The organism is Grimontia sp. SpTr1, from assembly GCF_947387585.1.
GTDB lineage: Bacteria > Pseudomonadota > Gammaproteobacteria > Enterobacterales > Vibrionaceae > Enterovibrio > Enterovibrio indicus.
This window is the reverse complement of record NZ_CANDOD010000018.1, coordinates 84,091-105,644: the sequence shown is the minus strand read 5'-3', so window position 1 is coordinate 105,644 and position 21,554 is coordinate 84,091. Positions and strand designations below refer to the sequence as shown.

28 protein-coding genes are annotated in these 21,554 nt (G+C 52.1%); 3 read left to right on the top strand and 25 right to left on the bottom strand.

The features are described 5' to 3' along the window. Positions 1-87 precede the first annotated feature (87 nt). From QL223_RS21270 to QL223_RS21260, 3 genes are all read left to right on the top strand, one after another. Positions 88-591 (top strand): hypothetical protein, encoded by a 504-nt coding sequence (locus tag QL223_RS21270; RefSeq protein WP_002540034.1) that lies wholly within the window; start codon positions 88-90, stop codon positions 589-591. Between the two features lie 123 nt (positions 592-714). Next, the gene (locus tag QL223_RS21265; protein WP_039850200.1) at positions 715-1,569 is read left to right on the top strand and encodes a DUF2974 domain-containing protein; all 855 of its coding nucleotides are present in this window, start codon (positions 715-717) and stop codon (positions 1,567-1,569) included. A 482-nt stretch (positions 1,570-2,051) separates the two neighbouring features. Further along, entirely contained in the window at positions 2,052-3,728 is a 1,677-nt protein-coding gene (locus QL223_RS21260) for a hypothetical protein (RefSeq protein WP_281545912.1), read from the top strand. 63 nt (positions 3,729-3,791) lie between these two features. Here the strand turns inward: QL223_RS21260 and QL223_RS21255 are convergent, their stop codons facing one another. The 25 genes from QL223_RS21255 to QL223_RS21135 form a co-directional block, all read right to left on the bottom strand. Beyond that, positions 3,792-4,244: a YaiI/YqxD family protein gene (locus QL223_RS21255; protein ID WP_002540031.1), complete on the bottom strand. Its 453-nt coding sequence runs from the start codon at positions 4,242-4,244 to the stop codon at positions 3,792-3,794. A gap of 313 nt (positions 4,245-4,557) precedes the next feature. Continuing rightward, the gene (locus QL223_RS21250; RefSeq protein WP_281545911.1) at positions 4,558-5,571 is read right to left on the bottom strand and encodes a contractile injection system protein, VgrG/Pvc8 family; all 1,014 of its coding nucleotides are present in this window, start codon (positions 5,569-5,571) and stop codon (positions 4,558-4,560) included. After that, positions 5,562-5,765: a tail protein X gene (locus tag QL223_RS21245; RefSeq protein ID WP_251875084.1), complete on the bottom strand. Its 204-nt coding sequence runs from the start codon at positions 5,763-5,765 to the stop codon at positions 5,562-5,564. Before QL223_RS21245 ends, QL223_RS21250 begins: the two co-directional genes overlap by 10 nt. After that, positions 5,762-6,193 (bottom strand): phage tail protein, encoded by a 432-nt coding sequence (locus QL223_RS21240; protein WP_281545918.1) that lies wholly within the window; start codon positions 6,191-6,193, stop codon positions 5,762-5,764. Before QL223_RS21240 ends, QL223_RS21245 begins: the two co-directional genes overlap by 4 nt. A 5-nt stretch (positions 6,194-6,198) precedes the next feature. Continuing rightward, positions 6,199-8,148: a tape measure protein gene (locus QL223_RS21235; RefSeq protein WP_281545910.1), complete on the bottom strand. Its 1,950-nt coding sequence runs from the start codon at positions 8,146-8,148 to the stop codon at positions 6,199-6,201. Beyond that, positions 8,141-8,263 (bottom strand): GpE family phage tail protein, encoded by a 123-nt coding sequence (locus tag QL223_RS21230; protein ID WP_281545909.1) that lies wholly within the window; start codon positions 8,261-8,263, stop codon positions 8,141-8,143. The genes QL223_RS21235 and QL223_RS21230 overlap by 8 nt, the downstream gene beginning before the upstream one ends. Further along, positions 8,257-8,529, bottom strand: coding sequence for a phage tail assembly protein (locus QL223_RS21225; RefSeq protein ID WP_251875090.1), 273 nt, complete (start codon positions 8,527-8,529; stop codon positions 8,257-8,259). The genes QL223_RS21230 and QL223_RS21225 overlap by 7 nt, the downstream gene beginning before the upstream one ends. A gap of 3 nt (positions 8,530-8,532) precedes the next feature. Continuing rightward, entirely contained in the window at positions 8,533-9,039 is a 507-nt protein-coding gene (locus tag QL223_RS21220) for a phage major tail tube protein (protein ID WP_251875092.1), read from the bottom strand. Beyond that, the gene (locus QL223_RS21215; protein WP_281545908.1) at positions 9,039-10,199 is read right to left on the bottom strand and encodes a phage tail sheath subtilisin-like domain-containing protein; all 1,161 of its coding nucleotides are present in this window, start codon (positions 10,197-10,199) and stop codon (positions 9,039-9,041) included. The genes QL223_RS21220 and QL223_RS21215 overlap by 1 nt, the downstream gene beginning before the upstream one ends. An 84-nt stretch (positions 10,200-10,283) precedes the next feature. After that, the gene (locus tag QL223_RS21210) at positions 10,284-11,108 is read right to left on the bottom strand and encodes a hypothetical protein (protein WP_281545907.1); all 825 of its coding nucleotides are present in this window, start codon (positions 11,106-11,108) and stop codon (positions 10,284-10,286) included. Positions 11,109-11,129: 21 nt separating this feature from the next. After that, complete coding sequence (locus tag QL223_RS21205; protein WP_281545906.1) at positions 11,130-11,522, bottom strand: hypothetical protein; 393 nt, start codon at positions 11,520-11,522, stop codon at positions 11,130-11,132. 2 nt (positions 11,523-11,524) lie between these two features. Continuing rightward, complete coding sequence (locus QL223_RS21200) at positions 11,525-12,013, bottom strand: hypothetical protein (RefSeq protein ID WP_281545905.1); 489 nt, start codon at positions 12,011-12,013, stop codon at positions 11,525-11,527. Next, positions 12,010-12,576: a hypothetical protein gene (locus QL223_RS21195; RefSeq protein WP_281545904.1), complete on the bottom strand. Its 567-nt coding sequence runs from the start codon at positions 12,574-12,576 to the stop codon at positions 12,010-12,012. The genes QL223_RS21200 and QL223_RS21195 overlap by 4 nt, the downstream gene beginning before the upstream one ends. A gap of 9 nt (positions 12,577-12,585) precedes the next feature. Further along, entirely contained in the window at positions 12,586-13,089 is a 504-nt protein-coding gene (locus QL223_RS21190) for a phage tail protein (RefSeq protein WP_281545903.1), read from the bottom strand. A 10-nt stretch (positions 13,090-13,099) separates the two neighbouring features. Beyond that, positions 13,100-13,774, bottom strand: a complete 675-nt coding sequence (locus QL223_RS21185) for a phage tail protein I (protein ID WP_281545902.1) — start codon at positions 13,772-13,774, stop codon at positions 13,100-13,102. Then, entirely contained in the window at positions 13,767-14,651 is an 885-nt protein-coding gene (locus QL223_RS21180; protein ID WP_281545901.1) for a baseplate J/gp47 family protein, read from the bottom strand. The genes QL223_RS21185 and QL223_RS21180 overlap by 8 nt, the downstream gene beginning before the upstream one ends. Then, entirely contained in the window at positions 14,648-14,983 is a 336-nt protein-coding gene (locus tag QL223_RS21175; RefSeq protein ID WP_281545900.1) for a GPW/gp25 family protein, read from the bottom strand. The genes QL223_RS21180 and QL223_RS21175 overlap by 4 nt, the downstream gene beginning before the upstream one ends. After that, positions 14,980-15,555, bottom strand: coding sequence for a phage baseplate assembly protein V (locus QL223_RS21170; RefSeq protein ID WP_281545917.1), 576 nt, complete (start codon positions 15,553-15,555; stop codon positions 14,980-14,982). The genes QL223_RS21175 and QL223_RS21170 overlap by 4 nt, the downstream gene beginning before the upstream one ends. Further along, positions 15,555-16,088, bottom strand: a complete 534-nt coding sequence (locus tag QL223_RS21165) for a phage protein Gp37 (RefSeq protein WP_251875118.1) — start codon at positions 16,086-16,088, stop codon at positions 15,555-15,557. The genes QL223_RS21170 and QL223_RS21165 overlap by 1 nt, the downstream gene beginning before the upstream one ends. Continuing rightward, entirely contained in the window at positions 16,085-16,531 is a 447-nt protein-coding gene (locus QL223_RS21160; RefSeq protein WP_281545899.1) for a phage virion morphogenesis protein, read from the bottom strand. Before QL223_RS21160 ends, QL223_RS21165 begins: the two co-directional genes overlap by 4 nt. Continuing rightward, positions 16,531-16,962, bottom strand: coding sequence for a phage protein Gp36 family protein (locus QL223_RS21155; protein WP_281545898.1), 432 nt, complete (start codon positions 16,960-16,962; stop codon positions 16,531-16,533). Before QL223_RS21155 ends, QL223_RS21160 begins: the two co-directional genes overlap by 1 nt. After that, positions 16,962-17,303 (bottom strand): hypothetical protein, encoded by a 342-nt coding sequence (locus tag QL223_RS21150; protein ID WP_281545897.1) that lies wholly within the window; start codon positions 17,301-17,303, stop codon positions 16,962-16,964. The genes QL223_RS21155 and QL223_RS21150 overlap by 1 nt, the downstream gene beginning before the upstream one ends. 54 nt (positions 17,304-17,357) lie before the next feature. Next, a complete protein-coding gene (locus QL223_RS21145) occupies positions 17,358-18,278 on the bottom strand; it encodes a Mu-like prophage major head subunit gpT family protein (RefSeq protein WP_251875122.1) in 921 nt (306 codons plus the stop codon). Then, positions 18,278-19,267 carry a phage protease gene (locus QL223_RS21140; RefSeq protein ID WP_281545896.1) on the bottom strand — a complete coding sequence of 330 codons (990 nt, stop codon included), beginning with the start codon at positions 19,265-19,267 and terminating at the stop codon, positions 18,278-18,280. Before QL223_RS21140 ends, QL223_RS21145 begins: the two co-directional genes overlap by 1 nt. An 80-nt stretch (positions 19,268-19,347) precedes the next feature. Beyond that, the gene (locus tag QL223_RS21135; protein WP_281545895.1) at positions 19,348-21,480 is read right to left on the bottom strand and encodes an endonuclease NucS domain-containing protein; all 2,133 of its coding nucleotides are present in this window, start codon (positions 21,478-21,480) and stop codon (positions 19,348-19,350) included. Positions 21,481-21,554 lie beyond the last annotated feature (74 nt).

Genomic DNA, 21,554 nt, shown 5'->3' with positions numbered 1-21,554 from the left:
TTTATTGAAAACCCGCTTATTATTGTGCTTTAACTGATGTCTAGAATGGTACTGGTTAAAGACGTAGATAGTTACAAGGAAAACGCTTTGAGCAATAAACTCATCAGTATCGATTTGTTTTTTGTTATCGAGAAACTCTTGCCGGGCAAGCGCTCTATCGAACTCTTCAGAAACAATAAAAAGCACTTACCCGTGACCACATTGTCGTTGGAGCACTGCGACTCAGCATCCGCGCTGCAATTAGCGCTCTATAAGTATTGTAAAAACTATGCCGCTTTCTCACAGGGTCAACCGCTGGCTGACGAATACGCCATCGACGGGAAAGACGAGCAAATTGAACCTGCAACCGCCATCGTGGCCGCATTTATCCGCGGTGCCTATTGGTGGGTAGAGCATTACCATGAAATCTACCGAAACGATTGGAGCGAGGACCAAAAAGCGCGCTGGCTGAGAGATTTCAAACTGCTTGTTCAGGCCATTATCGGCATTGGGAATATCACCAAAGCAGAATGGTTGATCAACAATCACAGTGCGATAAAAGCGTTGACGTACAACACGCATATCTCGCCGTTCCTGCAACATTACGACTAAAATTGAAGCTGCCTAGTGCAGCTTCTTTGTTCTTCCCTTCTTTTCCCCGTCTTTTTCCTGTCTTCGATTCGTCATTTTTCATCTCTAAACTGATGAACTTTAGGGTTGCGATTGATCACACGGGTGAAAAGACTAAAACGCTATCAATATGAGCGCTATGCGATCCTGTGTCGTGATGCCTACCCCAAGCATTTTGACCATGTCCAATACGGCTTTTCAAAAAACGGTCGCAGAGATATTCAAAACCGTTGGGGGAAAACCATTATTCGCGTGTTGTGGCGTGAAGACGGTGATGCTGTCATTGTCTTCAAAGGTTCCCAAAGCGTATGGGATTGGTTGTTAAACCTGATTGTCCTTCCAAGCAAAGTTGACGCGCCAAACCATGCTGGCCATGTGCACTGGGGATTCCAGTTTTTGTTGCGCCAACCCAGCCTTCCTGCCCGTTATGTGACGAATAAAGACTACTCCAGACTTTCCCCCAGCCAACAAACTGAATTCAGCCACTCAGAAGACACCAATCGTCTCATTGGTCAAAGTGTTATGGCAAAACTGGAGTCTTGTGCTGAAAGCTTAATAGCTCAAGGGAAAAAGCTGTCGCTGACCGGTCATTCATCCGGCGGCAGCATGGCCATTATTGCGGGAGAGATTCTTGAGCAAAAATACCCAGGTTCCATTAAGCGAATTGTGACCTTTGGGCAGCCGGCAACGGGCTTCTGGACTTTCAAGCAACGATACAGACTAAAAAGCCGTACCTATCGTATCTGCTGCGATGTCGACATCGTGACGTTTTTGCCCGGCATTCCTTTAATGTTCTGGCATGTTGGCGAATTGCTCTGGCTACACAATGACAAGATTTACCACAACATGCCGTCTCTGGTTCGCATCATCAGAGTCTTAACCAGTTGGCTCTTGCGTCCTATTGCTTACCATTTTATGGACAAGTACATTCGCCGGAAAGATTACTTCGACAAGCATTAGAGATGCCTTAAATATCACCAATTCCCAAATTCTCAGCGCTCTCATGAAATTTTTCCGTTCGAGAAATCTGTATCTATTCTGAGTCATGATTAATTGAAGGAAGTTCTAGAAAGTCCCGACTGCGTTTTAAACACCCCATTCCTTACTCATACTTTGCCTTCAAATTATTACATTCATTTCTCATCTTCTAATTAGCGTTCTTTCCAGACCAACGCTCGCAAAAGGTGTAAGGATCTCCTGAAAAAATATCAAAAAACACCCCATCTCATAAACGAGAAAGACGTATTCAAAATATCCGAATAGGCTCTACCCAACATCACCCCTCAGTGGATTGCATGAAGCGATGGCTTCGGTGATAGGGCCAAACCCTTCCAAAGAAATAAAGTGGGCAGAGACCCAGTTTCGGAAGCGTTAGCGAAAAGGCTCATTGAGCGTGGTGGATACGCTAACCAGAAATATATGGACGATAGGTATCTTTCATCATGAAAAAAACACTGATTTCAATGGCAGTAATCGCTGGCGCACTGACTTCCGCTCAAGTCGCCGCAAACTGTGCGGGTAATGTCTACTCGATGAACGCAGGGCGTAACCATGTCGGCGTACTTTTGGACGTTCAAGAATTGGACAAAATGACAGGTGTCTACAGCACTGACGCGCCTAACCACTCTTCATATCATTCACGTGCAATGTTCAGTGGCTCTGCCATGTCGTATGACCGTGTGACTGATCGCCTCTACTATGCCAGTGCGCCACAACCAACAGATTTTTATCTCGACGTTCCTGAAAGCGACTTCACACCTGAAGAATATGCAGCACTGGATCTTCATGCGCAAAGAATCAAGCCTTATCAGCTGGCCTATATGGATCCTGAAACCGGTGAACACGTCGCGGGCCCAACCGTTAAAAAGCAAATCATGCGCATGGCTTTCCACCCTGACACGGGTGAGCTGTATGCTTCAGATGCTACATCTATCTTCAAAGTAAATGCAGCAACGGGTGAAATCACCAACATTGGCACTTTTGATAGCAGCCTTCGTTTTGGTGGTTACTCAAGCTGGGGCTCATTTGTGTTCTATGAAGGTGAACTGCTGTTCGTTACCAATGGCCGTACATTCTCCATTGACACAACGACGGGCGCTCAAACCCTGAAAGCATTCCACTTTATTGATTTCATTGCTGCAGCAGCGCTGGATCAGAATGGTCAAATGCTGGTCGCAGCTAAAAATCAGAACGTTTCTGGTAACGTGAACAGTAATACGCTGTACCGCATCAAACCTTCAACGGGTGAAAAAGTAAAAGTCGGTCTATTCCCAAGCCGTATCAGCGCAATGGGCACCGTGACTTCTGAAGATCACACCTGTTATCCGAAAACCATTTTCCCAAGCGATCTGCAGCCTGAAGTACAAGGAATCACGCTTGCTTCGTCTTCAGTCAGCGAAGGCTCTACCGCTTACTTCACTGTGAACTTTGACAAAGCCACCGGAGATGCGAATACCAAACTCCGCGTCGCACTGAAAAATGGTACTGCAGTATTGAACAGCGACTATCGCAACACCGTTGCGCTGCTGTTCTCTGACGGCTCAACGGGTTCAGCGACTATCTCTTCCACATTGACTGAAATTACCCTGCCAAAAGGTGTAGATTCGGTTCGTATTGGCGTATCGACTATCAATGACTCTACTCACGAAAACAGTGAGTACTTCACATTGCAAGCGTGGGTGAAAGACGATAAGAGCGATGCAGACTCTGCGAATGTGACTATTGTCGATAACGATCCAGATGTAGATACCCTACTTCGCAATGCGGCAAACAGCAGTGGCGTTGCGTGGCATGGCAGCCGAGGCGGAAACTGGGGCACCAAAGATCAATGGATCCGTGGTGTTCACGCTAACATCAGCGGAACTATTCCTCCGGGCACAACCCTTGAGTTTTACCGAACTGGTACGCACCTGCGTAGCATTTCTATCAATAACGGTGGTCAATACTACGAGCAGCACTCTAACCATGAGCGCTATTACTACTCTGGTGATATTGCCTGGGCGCGCCTGAAAGGATCAAATGGCCGTTACTACAACATTCGTACCGGTCACCGTGCGCAACTGCACTGGAACAAGAATGTGGATTGTTCAAACGGTTGTTGGTCACGTATCTACAACTAATCGAAGTACAAAATGACAAAGGAGCGATTTATCGCTCCTTTTCTTATTCATTTTTCCCTTGGATTAACGCTTCGCACGCTGCAAAAACTTATCCAACTCATTGGCGAATTTCTGTCTTTCCTGCTGACTCATGGTTGCAGGGCCTCCGGTTTGAATACCGCTTGAGCGCAGCGTATCCATAAAGTCGCGCATGTTCAGTCGTTGGCGGATATTCTCCGGCGTATACAACTCGCCACGGGGATTCAACGCGACGGCCGATTTCTCAATCACTTCTGAGGCCAAGGGAATGTCTGCGGTGATGACCAAATCACCTTTTTCAACACGTCTAACGATCTCATTATCTGCCACATCAAACCCTTTCTCTACCTGAAGGCTTCGAATATAGCGGGATGGTGGCGTTCTCAAAGATTGGTTAGCCACCAACACACATTCGGTTTGAGTGCGGTCTGCAGCACGAAAAAGGACCTCTTTGATCACGGTCGGGCAAGCGTCCGCATCAACCCAGATTGTCGGCATGTCAGTTTCCTGTTTTATATTTTGCCAGAACAATATCAGCGAGTAAGGTAGGTCGCAATGGCTTACTGAGGCTTTCCACGCTCCTGGCTCGCGTAAAAAGCAGCGATGTCTTTCATGTCCTGGTCGCTCAATACCGACATTTGTTGACGCATTAGATAGCAAAACAGAACCATATTATGTTTATTTTTCAGTCAGTTAACCTTTAATTTCATACGCTTTTGGCACTAAGTTGAACAAAAATAGATTCTCTATTTTTCATCAACTTAAAAGGAGTTTTGGAGGGACTATTTAAAGAAAAAAGTGGATTTCGCCCCTATTTTTCCCCGTTTTCATCCTGTTTTGGCACCAAACTCAATTCCGTTACCAACCCGTCACCTGACAGGCGATGTCCCACCTTTTCCGCCACCCACTCCCCATTAACCCCCTCTCGAAACCCCATCAGGTTGATCCCCTGCTCGGCCGCAAGCGTTGGCATCCCGGGTAAGGTTAACGCAACCTGGCGTTCCCCACGTTGAAACGCGGCCAGTTGTGACTGGGCAGCCGCTTTGGCTTCTTCTTCATTGGGGAAAAGCGTGCGGATAGCATACGAAGGCTTCCCATCCCCTACCTTCACCCGTTTGTCTTTTGCCTCCGCCTTCACCGAATAACGTGCAGAGACACTCTGGTATCGCTCCCGCTCTGTCATCCGATACTGCCAGGTCATAACGTCACGCTTGGACAACGTGGTGCTGGGTAGCACTAACCCGCTTGCAGCTTTCACCTGCCCGCGCTTGACGAGGACCAGATGCCCGTTCACCGGTTTGGTAACCGCATCAAGTTTACGGCTGAGACGGGTCAGCAGCTGCAAGTCACTCTCATTGCTCTGGTGAATAACGTCATAGCCGACTGCGTCATAGTCCTGACCCAGAACCGGGGTGAGCCCATGTTCGCCGGCAATCGTTTCAAGAAGGGATTTCAGGAGGTACTTCGGAGAAGGGTTACCCTGCTGTTGCCAAGTGCGCGTCTTGGGCGCCTTCAGTTCCTGGTTCATGTCGGCAGCTTTGCCCTGCACCACCATCACACTGGGCGGCCCTTGACACTCGACTTCATCAATCACGAAACGCCCAAGCGGGATGAGCCCCGTTTCCTGATACCCCAGAGATACCGATAACGTGCCTCCTATCGGCGGCAGCGCGAGGTTCTCACCCCGATCATCGAGCGTCACCGTTACACTGTCAGAGGCGATACCGGCCTGGTCTTGGACGGACACGCTAAGAAGCCTTCCCTCCAATCTGGGGGTGATATCCCTGCCGTTCAGGCTGAGCTGATAGGTGGGCGTCAATCCCACAGGGACACCGTCCTCGGGCGAACGGGCTCAGGCGGCGCGGGGAGCACCAACACCTTGCCTGCCGGAAGAACAGGCCCCATGTCGGCAAGGCCTGGATTAGCCTCAAGGACACGTTCGACCGCGCCTGGTTGATGCCCATAATGACGCCACACGAGCTCATCCAAGACATCGCCCTGGGAGGTCACGATATTCATACCACTCCCCTTGCCTGCGGCAGGTGGGTCATAACCAGATCATTCACTCCCTGCTCACGCGACGCTTCTTCCTTGCGAAGGCTCAGGGCAAAACGGATCTTGCTGGCGGTACCGTCACGGGCAAAGGTGCGCTGCGTTTCGCTGATACGTTCAATCACCCAGCGGCCCAGCACGTAGCCCGAACCCTCTACCAACATCAAAGGCTCGCCTTTGTCGGCTTCCCTTCGCATCGCCGCTAACTGGCCGAGACCGCCGCGGTAGTGCGGGTACAAGACCCCTTCCAAGGTCAGCGTGTCATCGCCGGGTCCCACAAACTGGAGCGAGGGCAACACGCCCAGACGTTCATGCTTTTTCCACCGGTATCCGGTTTCTCTCGACGCCATCTCATACGCAGCCGTGTCCACACTGAAGCGGTAACGCCCCAACATCATCATCATGGCAAGGCATTCTCCTGATAATCAAACAAGGCGCCACGTTGCTGGGTTTTCTCCCTTGCCGCATTCATCCGCATTTCTTCCTGCACAATACGTCGGGCCAACGCTTCTCCGTCTTCGCCGGGTTGCTGAACCACCGTGATGGTGCTGTTGTGCTGAATGGTGCCGGCCTGCGCCTTGGCCATGGCGGTCGATGAACCCGGGTTATCCTCCCCAAACGCCCAATCCCACGCAGAAGACAGGCCATCTTTGGCACCATCCCACGCGCCACCTATGCCTTGTCCCACACTGGCAGCGGCATCGGTGACCGCGCTCATGTGCTGCGTGACCCAGCCAATACCCTCGATCAGCAATGACAGTGGCGTGAGCGCGAGCGCCAGCCCCGAAGCCAGCCACTCCCCAAACTGCTTACCTGCGGTGGCCGCTTTACCCAGCTCGGCCGCCGTGGCCGTTGTAGGAGTGAATAACGCGCTGAGCTTTTGTGCTGTCCAATCCAGCAGCTCACCCAATCCCGAGAACAGCGGCAGCAAGGGCGCAAACATTTCCCTGAGCGGCGCTGAGGCGGCGCGAAACCCTTCCATCACTCCCAGACCAAACGCCTTGATGCGATCCCAAAAACGGACAACCAGTCCGACGGCCACCGTGAGCGCAGTGATAAGCAGGCCAATGGGTGTGACCACAAACGCCAGACGCAGCACCGAGCCTGCGCGGGCCAGTGCCCCCAGTTTTGACGTCAGCAGCAGTACCCCGTTTTTCGCCGCGCCCACCGCCTGCCAGCCAAAGGCACCCAAGGCCTTCGCCGACAGCAAGACAGACAACACAAACTTACCCGCCATGAGCGCGGTGAGCCCAATCAAGAGCGGTTGCCAACCGCCCAGCGCGCCAACCACACCATGTATCTTCTGGGCCATGTCCACCAAGGTTTCACCAAACGCCCACAGGCCTTTCATCGCCGCGATCAAACCTTCTGCCACACGAGTGGCATAGGCTTGCAGCTGGCCATTGTCAGCGAGGGTATTGAGGCTGTTCAGGATGCCGGAGAGCTTCTCTTTCATGAAATCAAACACCCCCGCTTCCATCACCATGTTGGCGAAACGGGTCCATTGGTCAGCAATGTTTGAGAGCATCCCTGACCAGGTGCGGGAAAGCCGCTCCATAGCGCCGGAGTATTTCTGGTCAAAGATTTCAGAGAGCGTTTCTTCAATGGCCTTGCGGTCGTTTTTGTTGACCGCCACGGACCGTTGCGCGCCGCTACGGTCGGTAAAGGCATAGGTGACAGTGTCACCCTCTGTACTGGCTTTGATGCCAAACTCTTTCAGGCGTTCATTCTCGCCCGTTACCGCATCCGCAATCGCTTCCACCGCCTGTATCAGGTCTTTGCCCATCGCAGAGGAGGTATTACCAAGGGTCTGCAACAGACCATTGGTGGGGTCCATGCCATACGCCCGAAGCTTCACAAAAGCCTCGTTCACTTCTGCCAGTTCATAGGGCGTTTTGGTCGCGAAATTGCTCACCCAATCCATCGCCTGCTTGGCTTTTTCGCTGCTGCCTTCGGTGGTTTCCAAGATGGTTTGGAACTTTTCAAACTGGGCAGCAGTATCCACAAACTGGCTTTTAAAGCCCCACGCTCCAAGGCCGGCCACTACTCCCAGTTTCAGTCCCAGTGAGCCGGCTTCGTGTGTCGCGCGTTGTAATTGGTTGGTGAGGCCGCCAAGGTCCCCACGCAAGCGGGAGAAAGACTGGATAGCCAATTTCTGTCTGGCCATGACGCGATTAGATGCGGCCAGTTTATGGCGAAGGGTGGCCTGTCTGTCTGCAAAGGCTTTTGCGGCGCCACCTGCCCCACGGTATTCCTCAGACAGATGTGCCGTGGTGCGTTGGATACGGCGCACCGGGGCGGTCATTTTGTCCACCGCCTTCAGCACCACTGAGACAGCTAAATCAGCCATGCGATCCCCCTGCTCTCAATTTGGCTTCCTGGTGCCAGCGGCGGATATCGGAAAGGTCGAGCGCCCAAAGCTCACTGGGCGGCCAGTGAAAGACCGCCGCTAGATCGGCTAACACGCCATAGAGGTGTCCGTCGAGCCGGGCGTCGTTAAAAAACCGGCCACCACATCACTCACGGTCTGGAAATCGCTCGCATCCAAATCATCGATGGCCGACGGTGGCAGTTCAGCCAGGTTGGCAATCAGGCCAATGGATTTGGCAATCTCGCCGCCCTTGGCCGTTTCCATGTGTTTCAAATCGCGTGCTTTCGGACGGCGTAAAGTGATAACGTCGATGCGCTCACCTTCGACGTCAATCGGGTAATCGAGCGTGATGGTTTCCATGGGTTACAGTCCTATGTGTTTGCGCGTGTCTGCCAGTTGGTCCACACCATCAATCTTGCGCACCATGTTGGCGACATCAATTTCGTGTACTTCTGCCCCGTTCAGCGTGAGCTTGTAATAGCGCAGCGACATCGCCACTTTCACCGGCGTGTTCTCACCACTCTTCCAGGTACCAAAATCCACTTCCGTCAGGATGCCGCGAAGCGTCACGACCAACGGGATTTCGGTGCCGTCTTCTTCCGAGAGTACGGCGCCGCGCACGGTAAGCGGAACACTGCTGCCCGCTTTGAGCCCAAAGCTTGTCAGCACGTCTTTGTCGAACTTGGACAGGGTGAAATCTGTTTCAAGTTTCTCCATGCCCATGTCGACATCGATGGGGAGGTTCATCCCGCCGCCCCGGTATTCTTCGGTTTTCAGTTTCAGCTTGGGCAGGTTCAGCTCATCAATGACGCCGGCATAGCCTTTACCATTGACGTACAGGTTCATTTCCCTGAGCGTGTCTTTGAACATCAGACGATCTCCTCAAGGTAGTCATTGACCAGACTTGAGCGGAAGGTCACATGCTCAGCCGGAAACGGGGGCGTGAAATCAAAGTCGAAGAAGACTTTGCCCTGGGAGATATTGGACGGGGTATTGAGTGCAGGATCAGCCCAACACTCCCCACCAATGATGGCGCCGATAGCTTTGAGGTCGCGAAGATAGGCATTCACCCCTTCGGTGACATCTTCGAGATAGGTTTTGGTAATGTTGCGGTCCACCGCCCAAAGGTGAGCCCGCAAAAGGCTTTCATTGATCATGTCTGCCGTTCGCCGGACAGACAGGAACGCCCATTTGGGGTCACTTGAGCAGGTACGGTTACCCCACAGGCGAAAACCGGTTTTCTGGATGACCGTCGCTACCTCGTTTTCATTGAGATAGTTGGCACGGGCATTGGTATCACCCAGGGTAAAATCCACCGCCCGCTCGGTACCAATGATGCCGTAGATTTCCAGGTTCGACGGTGACCACCAGAAACCTCGATCATTGTCAGAACGTGAAATCAGCCCTGCGACGCGCGGACTCATGGGCTCCACCTTTTCACTGGCTGTGGCCACATCAAACACCCGGGCTTTGGGATCCACAATGTAAACACGGGCGCTGCCGAAATTTTGCCGGTAAGCAATCGCCGCTGCATCATTGGTACTCGGCCCATCGGCGATGATGACCGCACGCAAGCGCTCAGCAATACCCATTAACTCAGAGACCACCGCTTGCTGCTCACTGAATCCGGGCACAATCAGGATCCTCGGGGCAACACCTAACAGGGACTCGGCCGCGAGCAAGGCTTGCAATCCTTCATAGTCACCGGTGTCAGTGTTCACCCCGCCGAGGACATGGGCGAGTTGCTGGTTAGGATCGTCGTCCGTCTCCACACGGATAACAACCACCATCGCGCCTGCCTGATCAAAGATGCCATCAATGGCGGAAGGGATAGAACCTGATTTGCCAAGCGGCGCTGCTTCAGAGCGGCGGCCTGCAATCAGGACCGGGGTGTTTAACGGGAAAAGCGTGGCGTCAGCGTCCGGGGCGGTGCCCACTACACCAATAACAGAGCTTTTGACGGTGCGGATAGGACGGGGGCCCCCATCCAGCTCGACCACTTCGACCCCGTGCAGAAACTGTCCGGGCATGCGATATCCTCATAGGGCAAGAAATGCCCCGAGGATGCCGCGGGGATTGAGAGAGGTTCAGGTGAAAAGCTGCAGGTTGGAGAGTCACGGGCATTCGCTGAGGTTTATCGTTGCCTCGCCGACCCGTTTTTTATCTAAGTCGAAAACTGAATACCTCACTGATACATAGTCGCGAAAATCGGTTTTAAACTCCCTACACACATCGATGGCTACACCCTCTCTATCAAATTCATACGTCTCACCTTCCCGGAAAACATCGTTGAACGTATAAAAGTATTCAAGCACCAAGTATTCACCGACAATATCGTCCCAAGTAAGCTCTTCATCAAATTTAATCGGTAGCGTTTTTTTGACGGCTTCGGCTGTATTGAAGATCAATTTTTGCTGTTTGAGTTTATCCAAGAATTCATCAAAGTGAACATTGAACGACGCTTCAAACAGTTCACTATTCGTAGCCGCCAGCTTATTCAGTTTTTCTTTCGCATTATCAATGGTTTTTAGGCCAGCAAAACACCTGTCAGCAGATTCTTGGTCTTCTTTCGACATTTTTTCACCGTCCTTGGCGCGTTCAATAAAATCCTGGCTAAAAATCGGTGCACAGATTTCAGTCATCAAGTTTTCAGCCAGTATTTGCATCTCTCCTTTTGTGAATACTCTTCGGTAAGTATTTGCTGTTCTCTCGCGAAAAGAATCTGAGTAAATGCTATTGATAAAATCTTCTATCACTGGCAGAAACTTCCTATCACCTTCTTTCTTTAAGATTTTATTGGCCCAGGTTTCTATGACTAGCGGTATGCTGCGATCAATACTGCTATCCACATACTGCCGATACACATCCTTCTCTTCTGCAACTGCTATCGACGACAGACACGCCAGCGTCATCGCACCTAACCAAGCTGTTATTTTCATCTGCACATCCTTGCGCGTGGGTTATTGGGGAAAGTCCTGTGGACCAAGGTTATCGACCGCCCAGACATATAGGCCGGTGAGGGGCCATTTGGCCTCAATGAGTTGATCGCGGAAGACCTGCGTGACCTGTTTTTGGGTAAACGGTAGCTCGGCGCGGAACTGACAAAGGATGTCATGCACCAGGCTCGCTTCCCACGTCCATGGCTTGCTGAACCGCAGCGTGCCGTCTGGCGTGCCTATCGTGACCAACCCAAAGAGGTGCCATTTGGGGGAGCAGCCGTCCCAGGCATAACCGGTTTTGACTGTGATTTGACCGTGTTCAATTTTGGCCCACTCATTGTCAAACACGACACCATCAAAAATCGCGTGTTGGTAATAGAAAGGTTCCGTGAGGCGAAAGCGCCAGACATGCATGGTCAACGTTCCTTTTCAAGCTCTTGAGCCACTACCGTAGCACGTGATTCGATGTCTGCGACGACGTTATCGATACCCTTTGTGAGAAACGGCAACAAAACGTCGCCCTGCTCTACTTTGCCCAGAAAGCGCTCGGCCATTGCGACGAAAGGCGCAGCGGCGTTGTTGACCTCTTGAAGGTCTTTGGCCGTGTGCAGATTGATAACCAGTTGAGAGAAGCCATACAGCAGAAGTTGAACTCCATCCGCGGTGGTACCGAGCAGTGATTCCGCATCGCCAGCACGCGAGGCAATCGCCGCCCTTAACCGATGTACCTGGCCACGCGCCACCTCCTCTGCCGTGAGTCGTTTAAGTTCTGCTTCAACCTCGCCTATGCCCGGAACAGAACCGTCAATAGAAAGGTTTCCCGGATAGTGCTCAATGTTGTCATCAGTAAGGATGAATGGACGTCCTTCAGCCAGGTTTGAAACTGCCAGTGATAATTGACTCATGACTCTGCTCCTTGCTCTTCTGGTAGGTTACCCACTTTTATCGCCAACAAGGACGAAGAACCATTGACATCCGATATGATTAGAGGACTAGGTCCCAGATTATGCCAATACACTTCAACATCAATATCATCTCCAGCCTTAGCTGGTGTGACAAAAGTGGCACCAACAGTAAGATCTATGTTGGCATTCAGGCTATTTTTGTTAAAACCAAACACGACTCGGCGCTGCTCATCAGCCACTTTGACGCGGTACTTGTTCCATTGGTAACTGGAATTGACGGATGACCACTGGCGTATTGATGTAAAGATGGCATAGAGGCCATCCTGGTTCACGGTCACTTTGATCGGAATAGGGATCCATAAATTGGCGGGTTTAGTTCCGAGATTAATGTTTTTTGAACCAGTGTCGTACTGTTCAAAATAGAGCCCACCGCCTTCCTGAATGATGGTTCCGTTTGTGAAAGCAGCGACTGCTGCATCAATGTCGTCAACTTTGTTGTCGACTACCTCCGTCAATTGGTCGGCTGCAGTCACAAGTCGTGCAATATCTTCTTCAAGGGCCATAGTTACTCCTCAAGCTAAACGGTGAACAAGGTAGCGGCGCATGGTATTGATGGATGCAGTGGCTAGGCGAGCGAGCTCAGGGGCAAAAAGGATGTTCAGGTCTGCGCCTGTATCTACTACGTTGATGGAGTCAGCAGGGATACCATTGAGAGACAGGTCAAAAGCCAATACCAAATCAATCGTGGGCGATTTATACGCCAAAGCGCCTTCAGAGGCGGAATACACCGCGAGCAAGGTGCCGTCATCGAGATAGAACCCCACTTCGCGCACCCAAAAGGCGTGGTCCGTGTCATCAATCACATTGAGGTGCACCTGATGCGCACCTACCCGTTTGCCACTGGCGATGGACAACCGGTGGACTTCACTTTCAAGGACCGTGCGGGTTTGGTCAGGCGCGTAAGCCCCTTCTCCCAAGCCTACCTGGGTGATTTTGGCATCAAGCCCATCTTGCGTGGCATTAAACAGAGCCTGCAAGCCTGCTTCCGTCAGTGTCGGCACCAATACGGTACTCATGGCATTCTCTCTACCGGGAAAGTAGACGGTATCGTGCGACGGCGAAGCGGCGGCGGTTCAGGTGCATTGCTGCACTTACCCGCAATGACACCGGGCGCCATCCCACCGGCTGGCAATCGCCCCGTTGTTTCGTGACCATCCGTTGAGACGGTATTACCAAGCCTATCCCCAGCGCCGCATCCAATCTGGCACCCACCAGAAAGTCAAAATGGGCACGGACTGGTTTCACGCTCTCTACGGCGCGCCTGACCGATGCATACAGCGACGGGTTCAGAAACACGGCATCACTGGTGTAAGGGTTTGCATTTGCCCAGGCAATGAAGACAAAGGTATGCGGGGTTGATGATTGGACTCTGGCAAGCGCCATGTCATCGGTATCCTGAAACCACTCTAGGAAATCAACCGAGACACCCAGTGCTGCAAGTGCCCGCCTCACCGCGCCCACGGTACCTTTGTGACGGTGGATGGTGGCGGCCTGCTTGATGGTCTCGCGTTGAAGGGCTTCCGGCCACTGTGCATCCCAGTCTTCCACCGACAAGGACCAGGCAAGCCAGGGCAATAGATCTTTCGGGCAGGTATCAGGGCTCCAAAGCTGTCCATTTGGCACCGGAATATCTCTGCATAGACTTTGCTCCAGAGCGCGCTCTTCCCCTGAGGCATTGGGCGGTAGCAGCGATTTACTCATCCTTGACCTCCAGACTCAGCGTCTCGCACCAGGCCGCCTGATGACGGGCCACGACCAGATCGTCGGCCGGTGACAGTAACTGCACATTTTTAACCCCGGGCTGATGCAATGCGGCAAACAAGCCCGAGCGATTGATATGGCGCCCAAGACGGTGTTCGCGGGTTATGTATTCCCTCACGGCCTGCTCAGCCGCGGCCATGGCAACCTGCAGGTCAGGCCCCTCAAAAAACGTCAGGCGGGCATGGACGGTATAAGTCACCACCTCTGCCCCCTGCACCGTGACCTTGTCAGTCAGCGGCCTCACGTCTTCGTCATTGAGTGCGTCAGAGACGGTACCCAAAAGCGCCAACGAGGCCTCGCCCTGTCCGTCTTGAGACAGCACAGTCACCAACACTTCCCCCGGTGACGGGCTTTGCACATCGACATCTTTCACCTGTCCCGAGGCAGACAGCGAATGGTATTGGTAGGCGCCGACAGGACCGGCGGTACTCAGTCCTTCCAGTGAGAGCGGAATGCGCACCCGGTAGATCTCGTCATCTTCGTTGATGTCAGGGACCGGTGGGGACGCCTCTGCGTCGCCTTGCTGTATCACCCGTCGGGGCACATTGAACAAGGCGCCAAGGTGTTCGAGGTCGTTATCTTTCGCATACGCCACCATCACGGCGCGCGCGGCATCGTTCACCCGCTGGCGAAGCAGCATTTCCCGATAGGCAGCAACTTCAAGAATTTTATAGGCCGGATCGGATTCGACCGTGGCGGAAAATGCCGGGGCGCGGCGTTTCAAGTCGGCCAGCATTTCCGTCAGGATGGCCTCATAATCGAGCGCCTCCACCACATTGGGGGAAGGCAGTTCGGCCAGGTTGATCACACTGCTCACAATACCAATCCTCTTAACGTGACCGGCCGCCCTTGGGGCAGGTATTCCCCCGCCAGATCCAGTGTGACGTGACCGGCGCGGATATCCGTCACGGCGACCTGCAACAACTTAAAACGGGGCTCCCAGCGCTCTATCGCTTCGGCGGTCGCGACATAGATTTCAGCGATCGTGGCGTCATTGAGTGGCGCATCGATGAGCTCAAACAGGCGTGACCCATAGTCGCGCCGCATCACCCGGGTGCCTATTGGCGTGGTGAGAATGTCTGTCAGACTTTGCCTGAGGTGCGCGATGCCGGTCAGCGCTTTACCATCTTGGCGGCTCATCCCCTTCATTGCTGGGCACCCGGCTCAGACGTGTTGGCTTGGGTTTCTGGTGACCGGTGTCGGTGGCCGTTGTATATCACCCGGTCTGCCTGCATCGAGCGGATCTTGTCCGAGATATCGCCGGTGGCGGTGATGTTCCCTTTGACGGTCACGTTCCCTTCCACGGTGATGCCCCCTTTGGCAATCAAGGTGGTGGTGGCCCCCGGTGGCAGCAGGATAGACAGTGCATGTCTGGCGCGGTCATAACTCATGTCTGCCCCGTCAGCAAACTGCACACGTCTGACGGTTTCGCGCTGGTCAGTGTGGGGATAGAGATTTTGGTAGATAGCCGGCAGCACCACGCCAAGTTCAGGCTCGCCACAGGGACTGAGTACCACCACCTGCTCACCCACTTCGGGCGCCCAGAAACTGACGTCCGGCCCTGCCCGCTGGGTGACCCACGGTAACCAGGTCGTGGTGAGAAAACCGGTGCTGACTTTGACGTGTCCGGTATTGTAATCCGCGTCGACCACCTGCCCGGTCATCAGGAGGTTTGATAGCCGGCGCTCAAGCTCGGCCAGCCGTTGGAGTATCAATTCCATCATGGCGTCACCTTGTCATAGGCCCCGGCCTTGCCATCCTGTTCCCGATCATCATTGAGGTAGACCTCTGAGGGGAGCACGCCCCCTTGCCAGATGTCCTCTCCGATGCGCAGGGTCTGGGACCAGGTCACCGCCCATAAGGCGACACCCTGTTTGTCTACCGAGCCGGAAAAGAGGTTCTCGGCGCTCACTTTCTCTGCACCGGTTAAGGCGGTCATGCCCCAGCGCTGGGTCGGAACCATGTCCAGTAAGGCTTCCACAATCGCGAGTGCCGCTTCGTCTTTGGGAAGTCGCCGTTTGTCGCCGGTCATCACGAACGCGGCCAGCCGGACGGTGATGTCCCGCTCCCCGGTCTGGACCTCACCGGTATCCGGTACCGCCATCAGGGCGACGCGCACCGCAGGCAGACGCGTCACGATGCGTCGCAACTCGTCGAGATTGAAGCGTCCGGGGTGGCTATCGACCGCGGCAAGTGCCGGCAGCTTTGCCCTGATGGTCGTGATGATGGCCTGACGCAACGCAGTCAGCCTCATGCGGCGTCCTCCAAGATGGTATCCGCCCAGGCATTGAGCGCCGCTTCGAGGGCGAAGAGGTCATCGTCATTGACCCCGAGAAAGGCCCGTTGGGGAATACCGCGACGGCTGTCCCCGTATTGGTGGGTCGAGGCGTACACGAGATTACTCCCCACTTCTGCCCCGTCTTCCCTCACCACAGACACCAAGGAATCAATCAGGTGGCCTTCGTTCTCGAGCAAGCGGTGATTGCCGTGACGGGTGGCGGCGTAGCTGTCTGACCAAGCCGGCCAGAGGTTCCCGTCAGGGCTGCGTTTGTCGTCTTCCAGGCGCGCCCGCGTCTGGCTTTCCACCAGATTCGCCAGGGCGCCCATGGCTTCTTGGGTGTCCACCTTGGTCAGGCGCAATAACACCCGGTTTAAGCGGTCAATGCCGCGCAGATCCAACGCTGCGCCCACGGCCATCAGTAACGCTCCAAGCCGGCGCGGGAAAAAAGACGCTCGGCAGACGTGAACACCATGCCGTCATCATTGAGGCTGCCGGGTTCGTCGTCCGTGGGCGCATCCAGACCGAGCTCCACCCGGCCTTTGGCAATGTTCTCGAGCCACTGGATAGCATCCTCGAAGCGCTGGCGTTTCTCTTCAGTGGCGCCGCCTGCATCGTCGGCGAGCCAGTACAGGGCAATGTCGACACACAAGCGGGTCAACAGGTCCGGCACCTCCAGCAGCGGCAAGGGATAGCGCGTCCCGAGGTAAGAATTCATCAGGCCCGTCGCATCATTCAGGCTGCGCTCGGCTGCTTCCTCATCGAGGGCGTCGTCTTGATCTTTATCGGCCAGCGGGTACACGACGTCTTCGCCGTACCGCGCCAGCATGTCATCTACGGTTGCGTACATCACGCCTCCTTGAGCCGGTCTTGGTATCGGCGCCATGCGGTGTCGCGCTGCGCCGCACTGATGTCTTTTTCCAACACGGCTTCAATGGCCTTCACCGAAGGCTTTTTGCTGTCGTCCAGCATGCCGATGACTTCAACGATGTCATCGATGAGCGGGTCCGGTGTCGTTGGCGTCTCGGGGAGCGGTTCACCCACCACCAGACGCGGTTCATGGGCAATAGCCTCGCGCTCCGCGTCTGTGAGCTCAGAGAGCGTGAGGGTTTTGCCCTCGTAGGGAAAGTAATGGCCGGCACGGCGAAACCCCGGCGGCTGTTTGGCACGGACAAACCACGTGATGGGCATGACGGGCCTCCTTAGAAAAAAGCCCCCTTTCGGGGGCAAGGGTGCGGCTAGCGGTTAGAGGAAATCGGGAATGACCACCTTGAACTTGCCCCTGAGTTCATTCGAGACGGTGTTGCCGTCATCGGCAAAGAGTTCACGGGTCAGCAGCTGCGTGGCCTGCTTCTCCATCGAAACAGGGATAACCAGCATGTTCGGTTTGATGCCGAGCGGCCTTCCACCGTCGGCTTTGAAGGCGCGCATGGTGCTGTAGGCCTGCCAGAGCGTGTCGACGTTGAGCTCCGCTTTCACGCCATAGGCCATCTGCCAGAACCCAAAGCCCACGTTACAGCGAAGGTCGACACCGTAGCGGTAGAGTTTGCGCATGAAGACGTCTTCATCGTCTTCTTTGGTCATGGCCACGAACTTGGGTTTCTTGCGTTCCTGAAAGATGATGGGCTTGATGGCACGGGTGGTGTCGAGTAGGTACCAGGCATCGCCGGCATAGTTTTCATCAACCAGCACGTTCGACACACTGATGTCGGTCCCCTGCCCGTCATGTTGGTCGTTGACCGGGTGGTCGGCATCAAAGAAGTTCTGGCCGTCATAGCAGGCGGTGGTAAAGCCGTCCTTGAGCATCGGGAAGACCAGCTCATCAGGGAAGGCAGATGTCGCCCGTCCCATCTCCTGCATCATGGGGCTGTAGATACCGAGGTTGTCATCTTCGATGTCGGTGCGTTTGACGCCGACAGTCGATTCAAAGTCCTTGTTAAAAATCTGGTAGCCGTGCGCTTCCATGTCCTTGATGACCCTGTCACCCACCCACTCGCGGAACCCCGGCCATTGCCCGAGCCAGCCATAGGTGTTCGAGGCGGTGGTCGACTTGATGATGGTGGCGACTTCCTTGTATTGCGGGGTCGCCATCCCCAAACCGCCCTGATAGGACGACTTGAAGCCGGTGAACAGGCTTTTGATGAGTTGCGGGGTAATGATGGCCATTAATCAGTCTCCTTCGCGGCGGTGTAGGCGTCTTCTTCAATGCCGAGCAGGCGACACGCCACGCGGTCTTCTTCGGTCAGCGATGTCTGGTTGCGGGCCCTGTCATCAAGGCCGCTGTCATCGCCAATGGTGGGCGCGGTTTCGGCGTACTTTTCAAAACGCGCAAGCCCGCCCTCTTCCTTGCAGCAGGCGCGGTGATAGTCGACGGTCGCCGGCGTAATGACCCCGGCCTTGAGCGCCTTGTCCAGCGTCTCTTCAATCTGTTGGTTGAGCGCTTTTTCACGCACCTCCTTCAATGCCGATTCAGCATCCTGCGCGCGGTTTAAGGCAGCATCGTGGTCAGCACGTGGCACGAACTTGTCTATCGATGGGTTCTGCGCCTGATTGAGCGCCGTGGCTTTGTCATCTTTGAGCTGGTTGATGGCCGACACGGCCTGCGCATCGGTCGCCTCAGGCGGCAACGCCAACGCGGTACAAATCGCCAGGGGTAATGGCATGGTGTCCTCTCTGTCGGTGGTCGTGCGCCGGTTGAGCGCGGTCAGGTGTAGGTTCGGCTGGTTGGTCAGCCCTGCCGAGTAAAGCTGGAGAATGCGTTTGGAATTGATGTCGAACGTGAAGACCGGAGACAGGTAGCGGTAGGCCTTCTGGTCCACGAGGTCACGCCCCGTGTCGTTCCATTCGACCTGCCCCCAAATCGCTCCACCTTCACGCGCCTGAAGCGCCTTTATCCACCCCACCGCAGGCGCCGGTTCACCGGCTTTGCCTTTGATTTCGGTGGCGTGTTCGATGTCGATGGGCAGGTCTGCGCCATTGGAAGCAAAGGCTGCGACAATCGCATCGGGGTCATCATTGACCCAGCTGCGCCCATCACGGCCGGTAATGGCGGTCCCCGCTGGGATAAACTCGGCCCACACAGACGCCCCACCCTCGGCGCTATTGGTCGCGAGAGCTAAGATATCAGTGGTGAGGATTAAGGTTTCAGTGTTCATGCCCGCACGGTAGCGCGGGCAGATTGGAGGGGATTAGGTGAAAAGGTTCATGACAAATTTATACAAAACATGGTAGAGCTTTACTCTGATAATTCAGAAAACACTTCTTTTATACTACTGATAACTTCTTCCGAAATTCTTTTGTTTTCTTCTAGACTAATTTCAAACCTATCCGTAAGTTCATTTAAGCCTATAAATTGTGCACGTATGAGAATGTCAAATTTTTCAAAATCAAATTCAACCATCGGTTCCCCATTCACCTCATAACTTCTGGTGGTAGCTACGCATAAAAGGAAAACTCTAAAAGAATGATAAAATCCGTCTTTTTTCAAAAAGTAGAAAAGAAATGGGATGTGTTGAAAGAGCTGAACAACGTACTCTCTAACTTCAGCAATCTGATGTAGCTCCCTATTGTCATACCCATACCCATCAAAAGTAATCTCCAATTTAGAGCAGTATTTTAGTGCCAATTCCTTATTAGCAGAAAAGTGGTTTAACCTATCTATTATCTTTCCAAAGGATTTATTTTCGACATCTGACCTTTCAATGACCAGATGGCAATCAACTGATGGCTCTTGAATATTAATCTTAAAAAAACTATCACCTTCATAACTCTGAATAACCCTGAAGAGATTAATATAAAAATCAACATTTTCATTTAGATAAACATTCAAGTGAGAGTGAGGGTGAGTATTGTCACACCCCCTCCACCTTTCATTGTCGTAAATATGATTTCTAGCTATCCCTTCATCTATATCCATCCTATAGTTTCTATAACTCAAACCAAGATCCTCTAAGATATCTATGTGACGACTTTCCTTAGAGCCAGACATCCCAGAAGAAAGCAAATAAGAAACTTTACCATCATAATATTTTACAAGAAGCTCATAGAAACTAATCAGTGGTTTACTACCTTTTAGGACACCGTAATATGTTCTTACCACGTTACCATTTTGATTAACTTGGAATTCATAGTGAGGAGCAAAACCGAGATTATTATCATATTTCAAGTAATTATAAAGAGTAAAAACGCCATTTCCGGGATTAAAAATCCTAGCCTTTACATGAGATATAGGATAATCAGATTCAATCTCACTAATTATTCTATTAAAGTGATTTAACCATATCTCGTTGTCATAAAGCGCTAATTTCACCCTACTTTTTAGAGACTCAAGCTCACTTTTATCCTCCACTACTATCTCCATTGAAAGCTTGTGACCACTACTTCCATTCTCAGACCTTAACTCAGAAATAATGGTATCATCACTAAGTAAATCATTTCTTGAGAACATCCCGAATCGCTCAATTGTGATTGAACAATCTTTTTCAATTAGATCATCAACTTTTGCGCCATATCCAGGCTCTGCGTCATCAAAGAAAAAGCCGTTAATGTTGCCTAAAGCTTGATTTTGAAGAAAAAGAGTTTTCTTAGATTCATCATTTATTCCTTCCACCCTATCCAATACATATTGATACTGTTCTTCTTCAAGATTTTCTTTTATAAATTCTAACCAATATCTTTCGCTTTTCGACTGCAAGGAAAATATTACAACATATTTACACAAACTTAGCCGTATATTTCCCTCACCAATACCAATGGTATAAGATAGCATTGATTGCCTAGTTAATTGTGGCTTGGGAATTTCAGGTTTTTTCAACTCGAAAGTGGCAATAATAAAGTCATCAATATTTGAATTCTTACAGATTCTTTTAATTGAGTTAATACCTTTGGATAATGATTTACTATTTCTATACCAAAAAATCTCAAAGCAGGGAGATATAGACCTACCTTTATTAACAGGGAGAGGATTCACTAAAGACACATTTATGATTCCATTACTCTCACAAAGATCAATCTTAAGCCCTGTAACAGAAATACTAGAATCTTTCACAAATCTAGAGAATGGTACTAATAGTTCATCCCAATCTGTAGAAGCAATAATCACTTTAATCTCATCGTCATTGGCACCAAGATAATTCTTTACACCTTCCACATATTTAATTAATTCGTGTATAGCTTCTCGTGTAGCAGCCTTTGTTCTCTTTAATTCGATAAGTACATGTTTACCGTCATGATCTCTCGCATAGATATCAATGAAACCACGTGTTCCTAAATGGTTTGGGATGTATTTTTCTTTCTTAATAACAGTCAATCCAGAACACAATAGATCAATATTTCCAACTAATAGGTCTCTGAGTTTATTTTCATTCATATTAATCTCATTGTATCAATAAAATTTCGGGTAGGTATAGCGTACGTAAATCTAAAGAGAGTTGTATTGATTAT

Excerpts from the sequence above, each read along its gene's own strand:
- QL223_RS21135 (WP_281545895.1), bottom strand. The coding sequence starts at position 21,480 with ATGAATGAAAATAAACTCAGAGACCTATTAGTTGGAAATATTGATCTA.
- QL223_RS21255 (WP_002540031.1), bottom strand. The coding sequence starts at position 4,244 with ATGCCGACAATCTGGGTTGATGCGGACGCTTGCCCGACCGTGATCAAA.
- QL223_RS21165 (WP_251875118.1), bottom strand. The coding sequence starts at position 16,088 with ATGAGGCTGACTGCGTTGCGTCAGGCCATCATCACGACCATCAGGGCA.
- QL223_RS21235 (WP_281545910.1), bottom strand. The coding sequence starts at position 8,148 with ATGGCTGATTTAGCTGTCTCAGTGGTGCTGAAGGCGGTGGACAAAATG.
- QL223_RS21185 (WP_281545902.1), bottom strand. The coding sequence starts at position 13,774 with ATGAGTAAATCGCTGCTACCGCCCAATGCCTCAGGGGAAGAGCGCGCT.
- QL223_RS21260 (WP_281545912.1), top strand. The coding sequence starts at position 2,052 with ATGAAAAAAACACTGATTTCAATGGCAGTAATCGCTGGCGCACTGACT.
- QL223_RS21220 (WP_251875092.1), bottom strand. The coding sequence starts at position 9,039 with ATGTTCAAAGACACGCTCAGGGAAATGAACCTGTACGTCAATGGTAAA.
- QL223_RS21200 (WP_281545905.1), bottom strand. The coding sequence starts at position 12,013 with ATGAGTCAATTATCACTGGCAGTTTCAAACCTGGCTGAAGGACGTCCA.
- QL223_RS21225 (WP_251875090.1), bottom strand. The coding sequence starts at position 8,529 with ATGGAAACCATCACGCTCGATTACCCGATTGACGTCGAAGGTGAGCGC.
- QL223_RS21160 (WP_281545899.1), bottom strand. The coding sequence starts at position 16,531 with ATGGCCGTGGGCGCAGCGTTGGATCTGCGCGGCATTGACCGCTTAAAC.
- QL223_RS21140 (WP_281545896.1), bottom strand. The coding sequence starts at position 19,267 with ATGAACACTGAAACCTTAATCCTCACCACTGATATCTTAGCTCTCGCG.
- QL223_RS21205 (WP_281545906.1), bottom strand. The coding sequence starts at position 11,522 with ATGCATGTCTGGCGCTTTCGCCTCACGGAACCTTTCTATTACCAACAC.
- QL223_RS21175 (WP_281545900.1), bottom strand. The coding sequence starts at position 14,983 with ATGAAGGGGATGAGCCGCCAAGATGGTAAAGCGCTGACCGGCATCGCG.
- QL223_RS21245 (WP_251875084.1), bottom strand. The coding sequence starts at position 5,765 with ATGAATATCGTGACCTCCCAGGGCGATGTCTTGGATGAGCTCGTGTGG.
- QL223_RS21190 (WP_281545903.1), bottom strand. The coding sequence starts at position 13,089 with ATGAGTACCGTATTGGTGCCGACACTGACGGAAGCAGGCTTGCAGGCT.
- QL223_RS21150 (WP_281545897.1), bottom strand. The coding sequence starts at position 17,303 with ATGCCCATCACGTGGTTTGTCCGTGCCAAACAGCCGCCGGGGTTTCGC.
- QL223_RS21170 (WP_281545917.1), bottom strand. The coding sequence starts at position 15,555 with ATGGAATTGATACTCCAACGGCTGGCCGAGCTTGAGCGCCGGCTATCA.
- QL223_RS21195 (WP_281545904.1), bottom strand. The coding sequence starts at position 12,576 with ATGGCCCTTGAAGAAGATATTGCACGACTTGTGACTGCAGCCGACCAA.
- QL223_RS21215 (WP_281545908.1), bottom strand. The coding sequence starts at position 10,199 with ATGCCCGGACAGTTTCTGCACGGGGTCGAAGTGGTCGAGCTGGATGGG.
- QL223_RS21145 (WP_251875122.1), bottom strand. The coding sequence starts at position 18,278 with ATGGCCATCATTACCCCGCAACTCATCAAAAGCCTGTTCACCGGCTTC.
- QL223_RS21240 (WP_281545918.1), bottom strand. The coding sequence starts at position 6,193 with ATGTTGGGGCGTTACCGCTTCAGTGTGGACACGGCTGCGTATGAGATG.
- QL223_RS21210 (WP_281545907.1), bottom strand. The coding sequence starts at position 11,108 with ATGAAAATAACAGCTTGGTTAGGTGCGATGACGCTGGCGTGTCTGTCG.
- QL223_RS21155 (WP_281545898.1), bottom strand. The coding sequence starts at position 16,962 with ATGTACGCAACCGTAGATGACATGCTGGCGCGGTACGGCGAAGACGTC.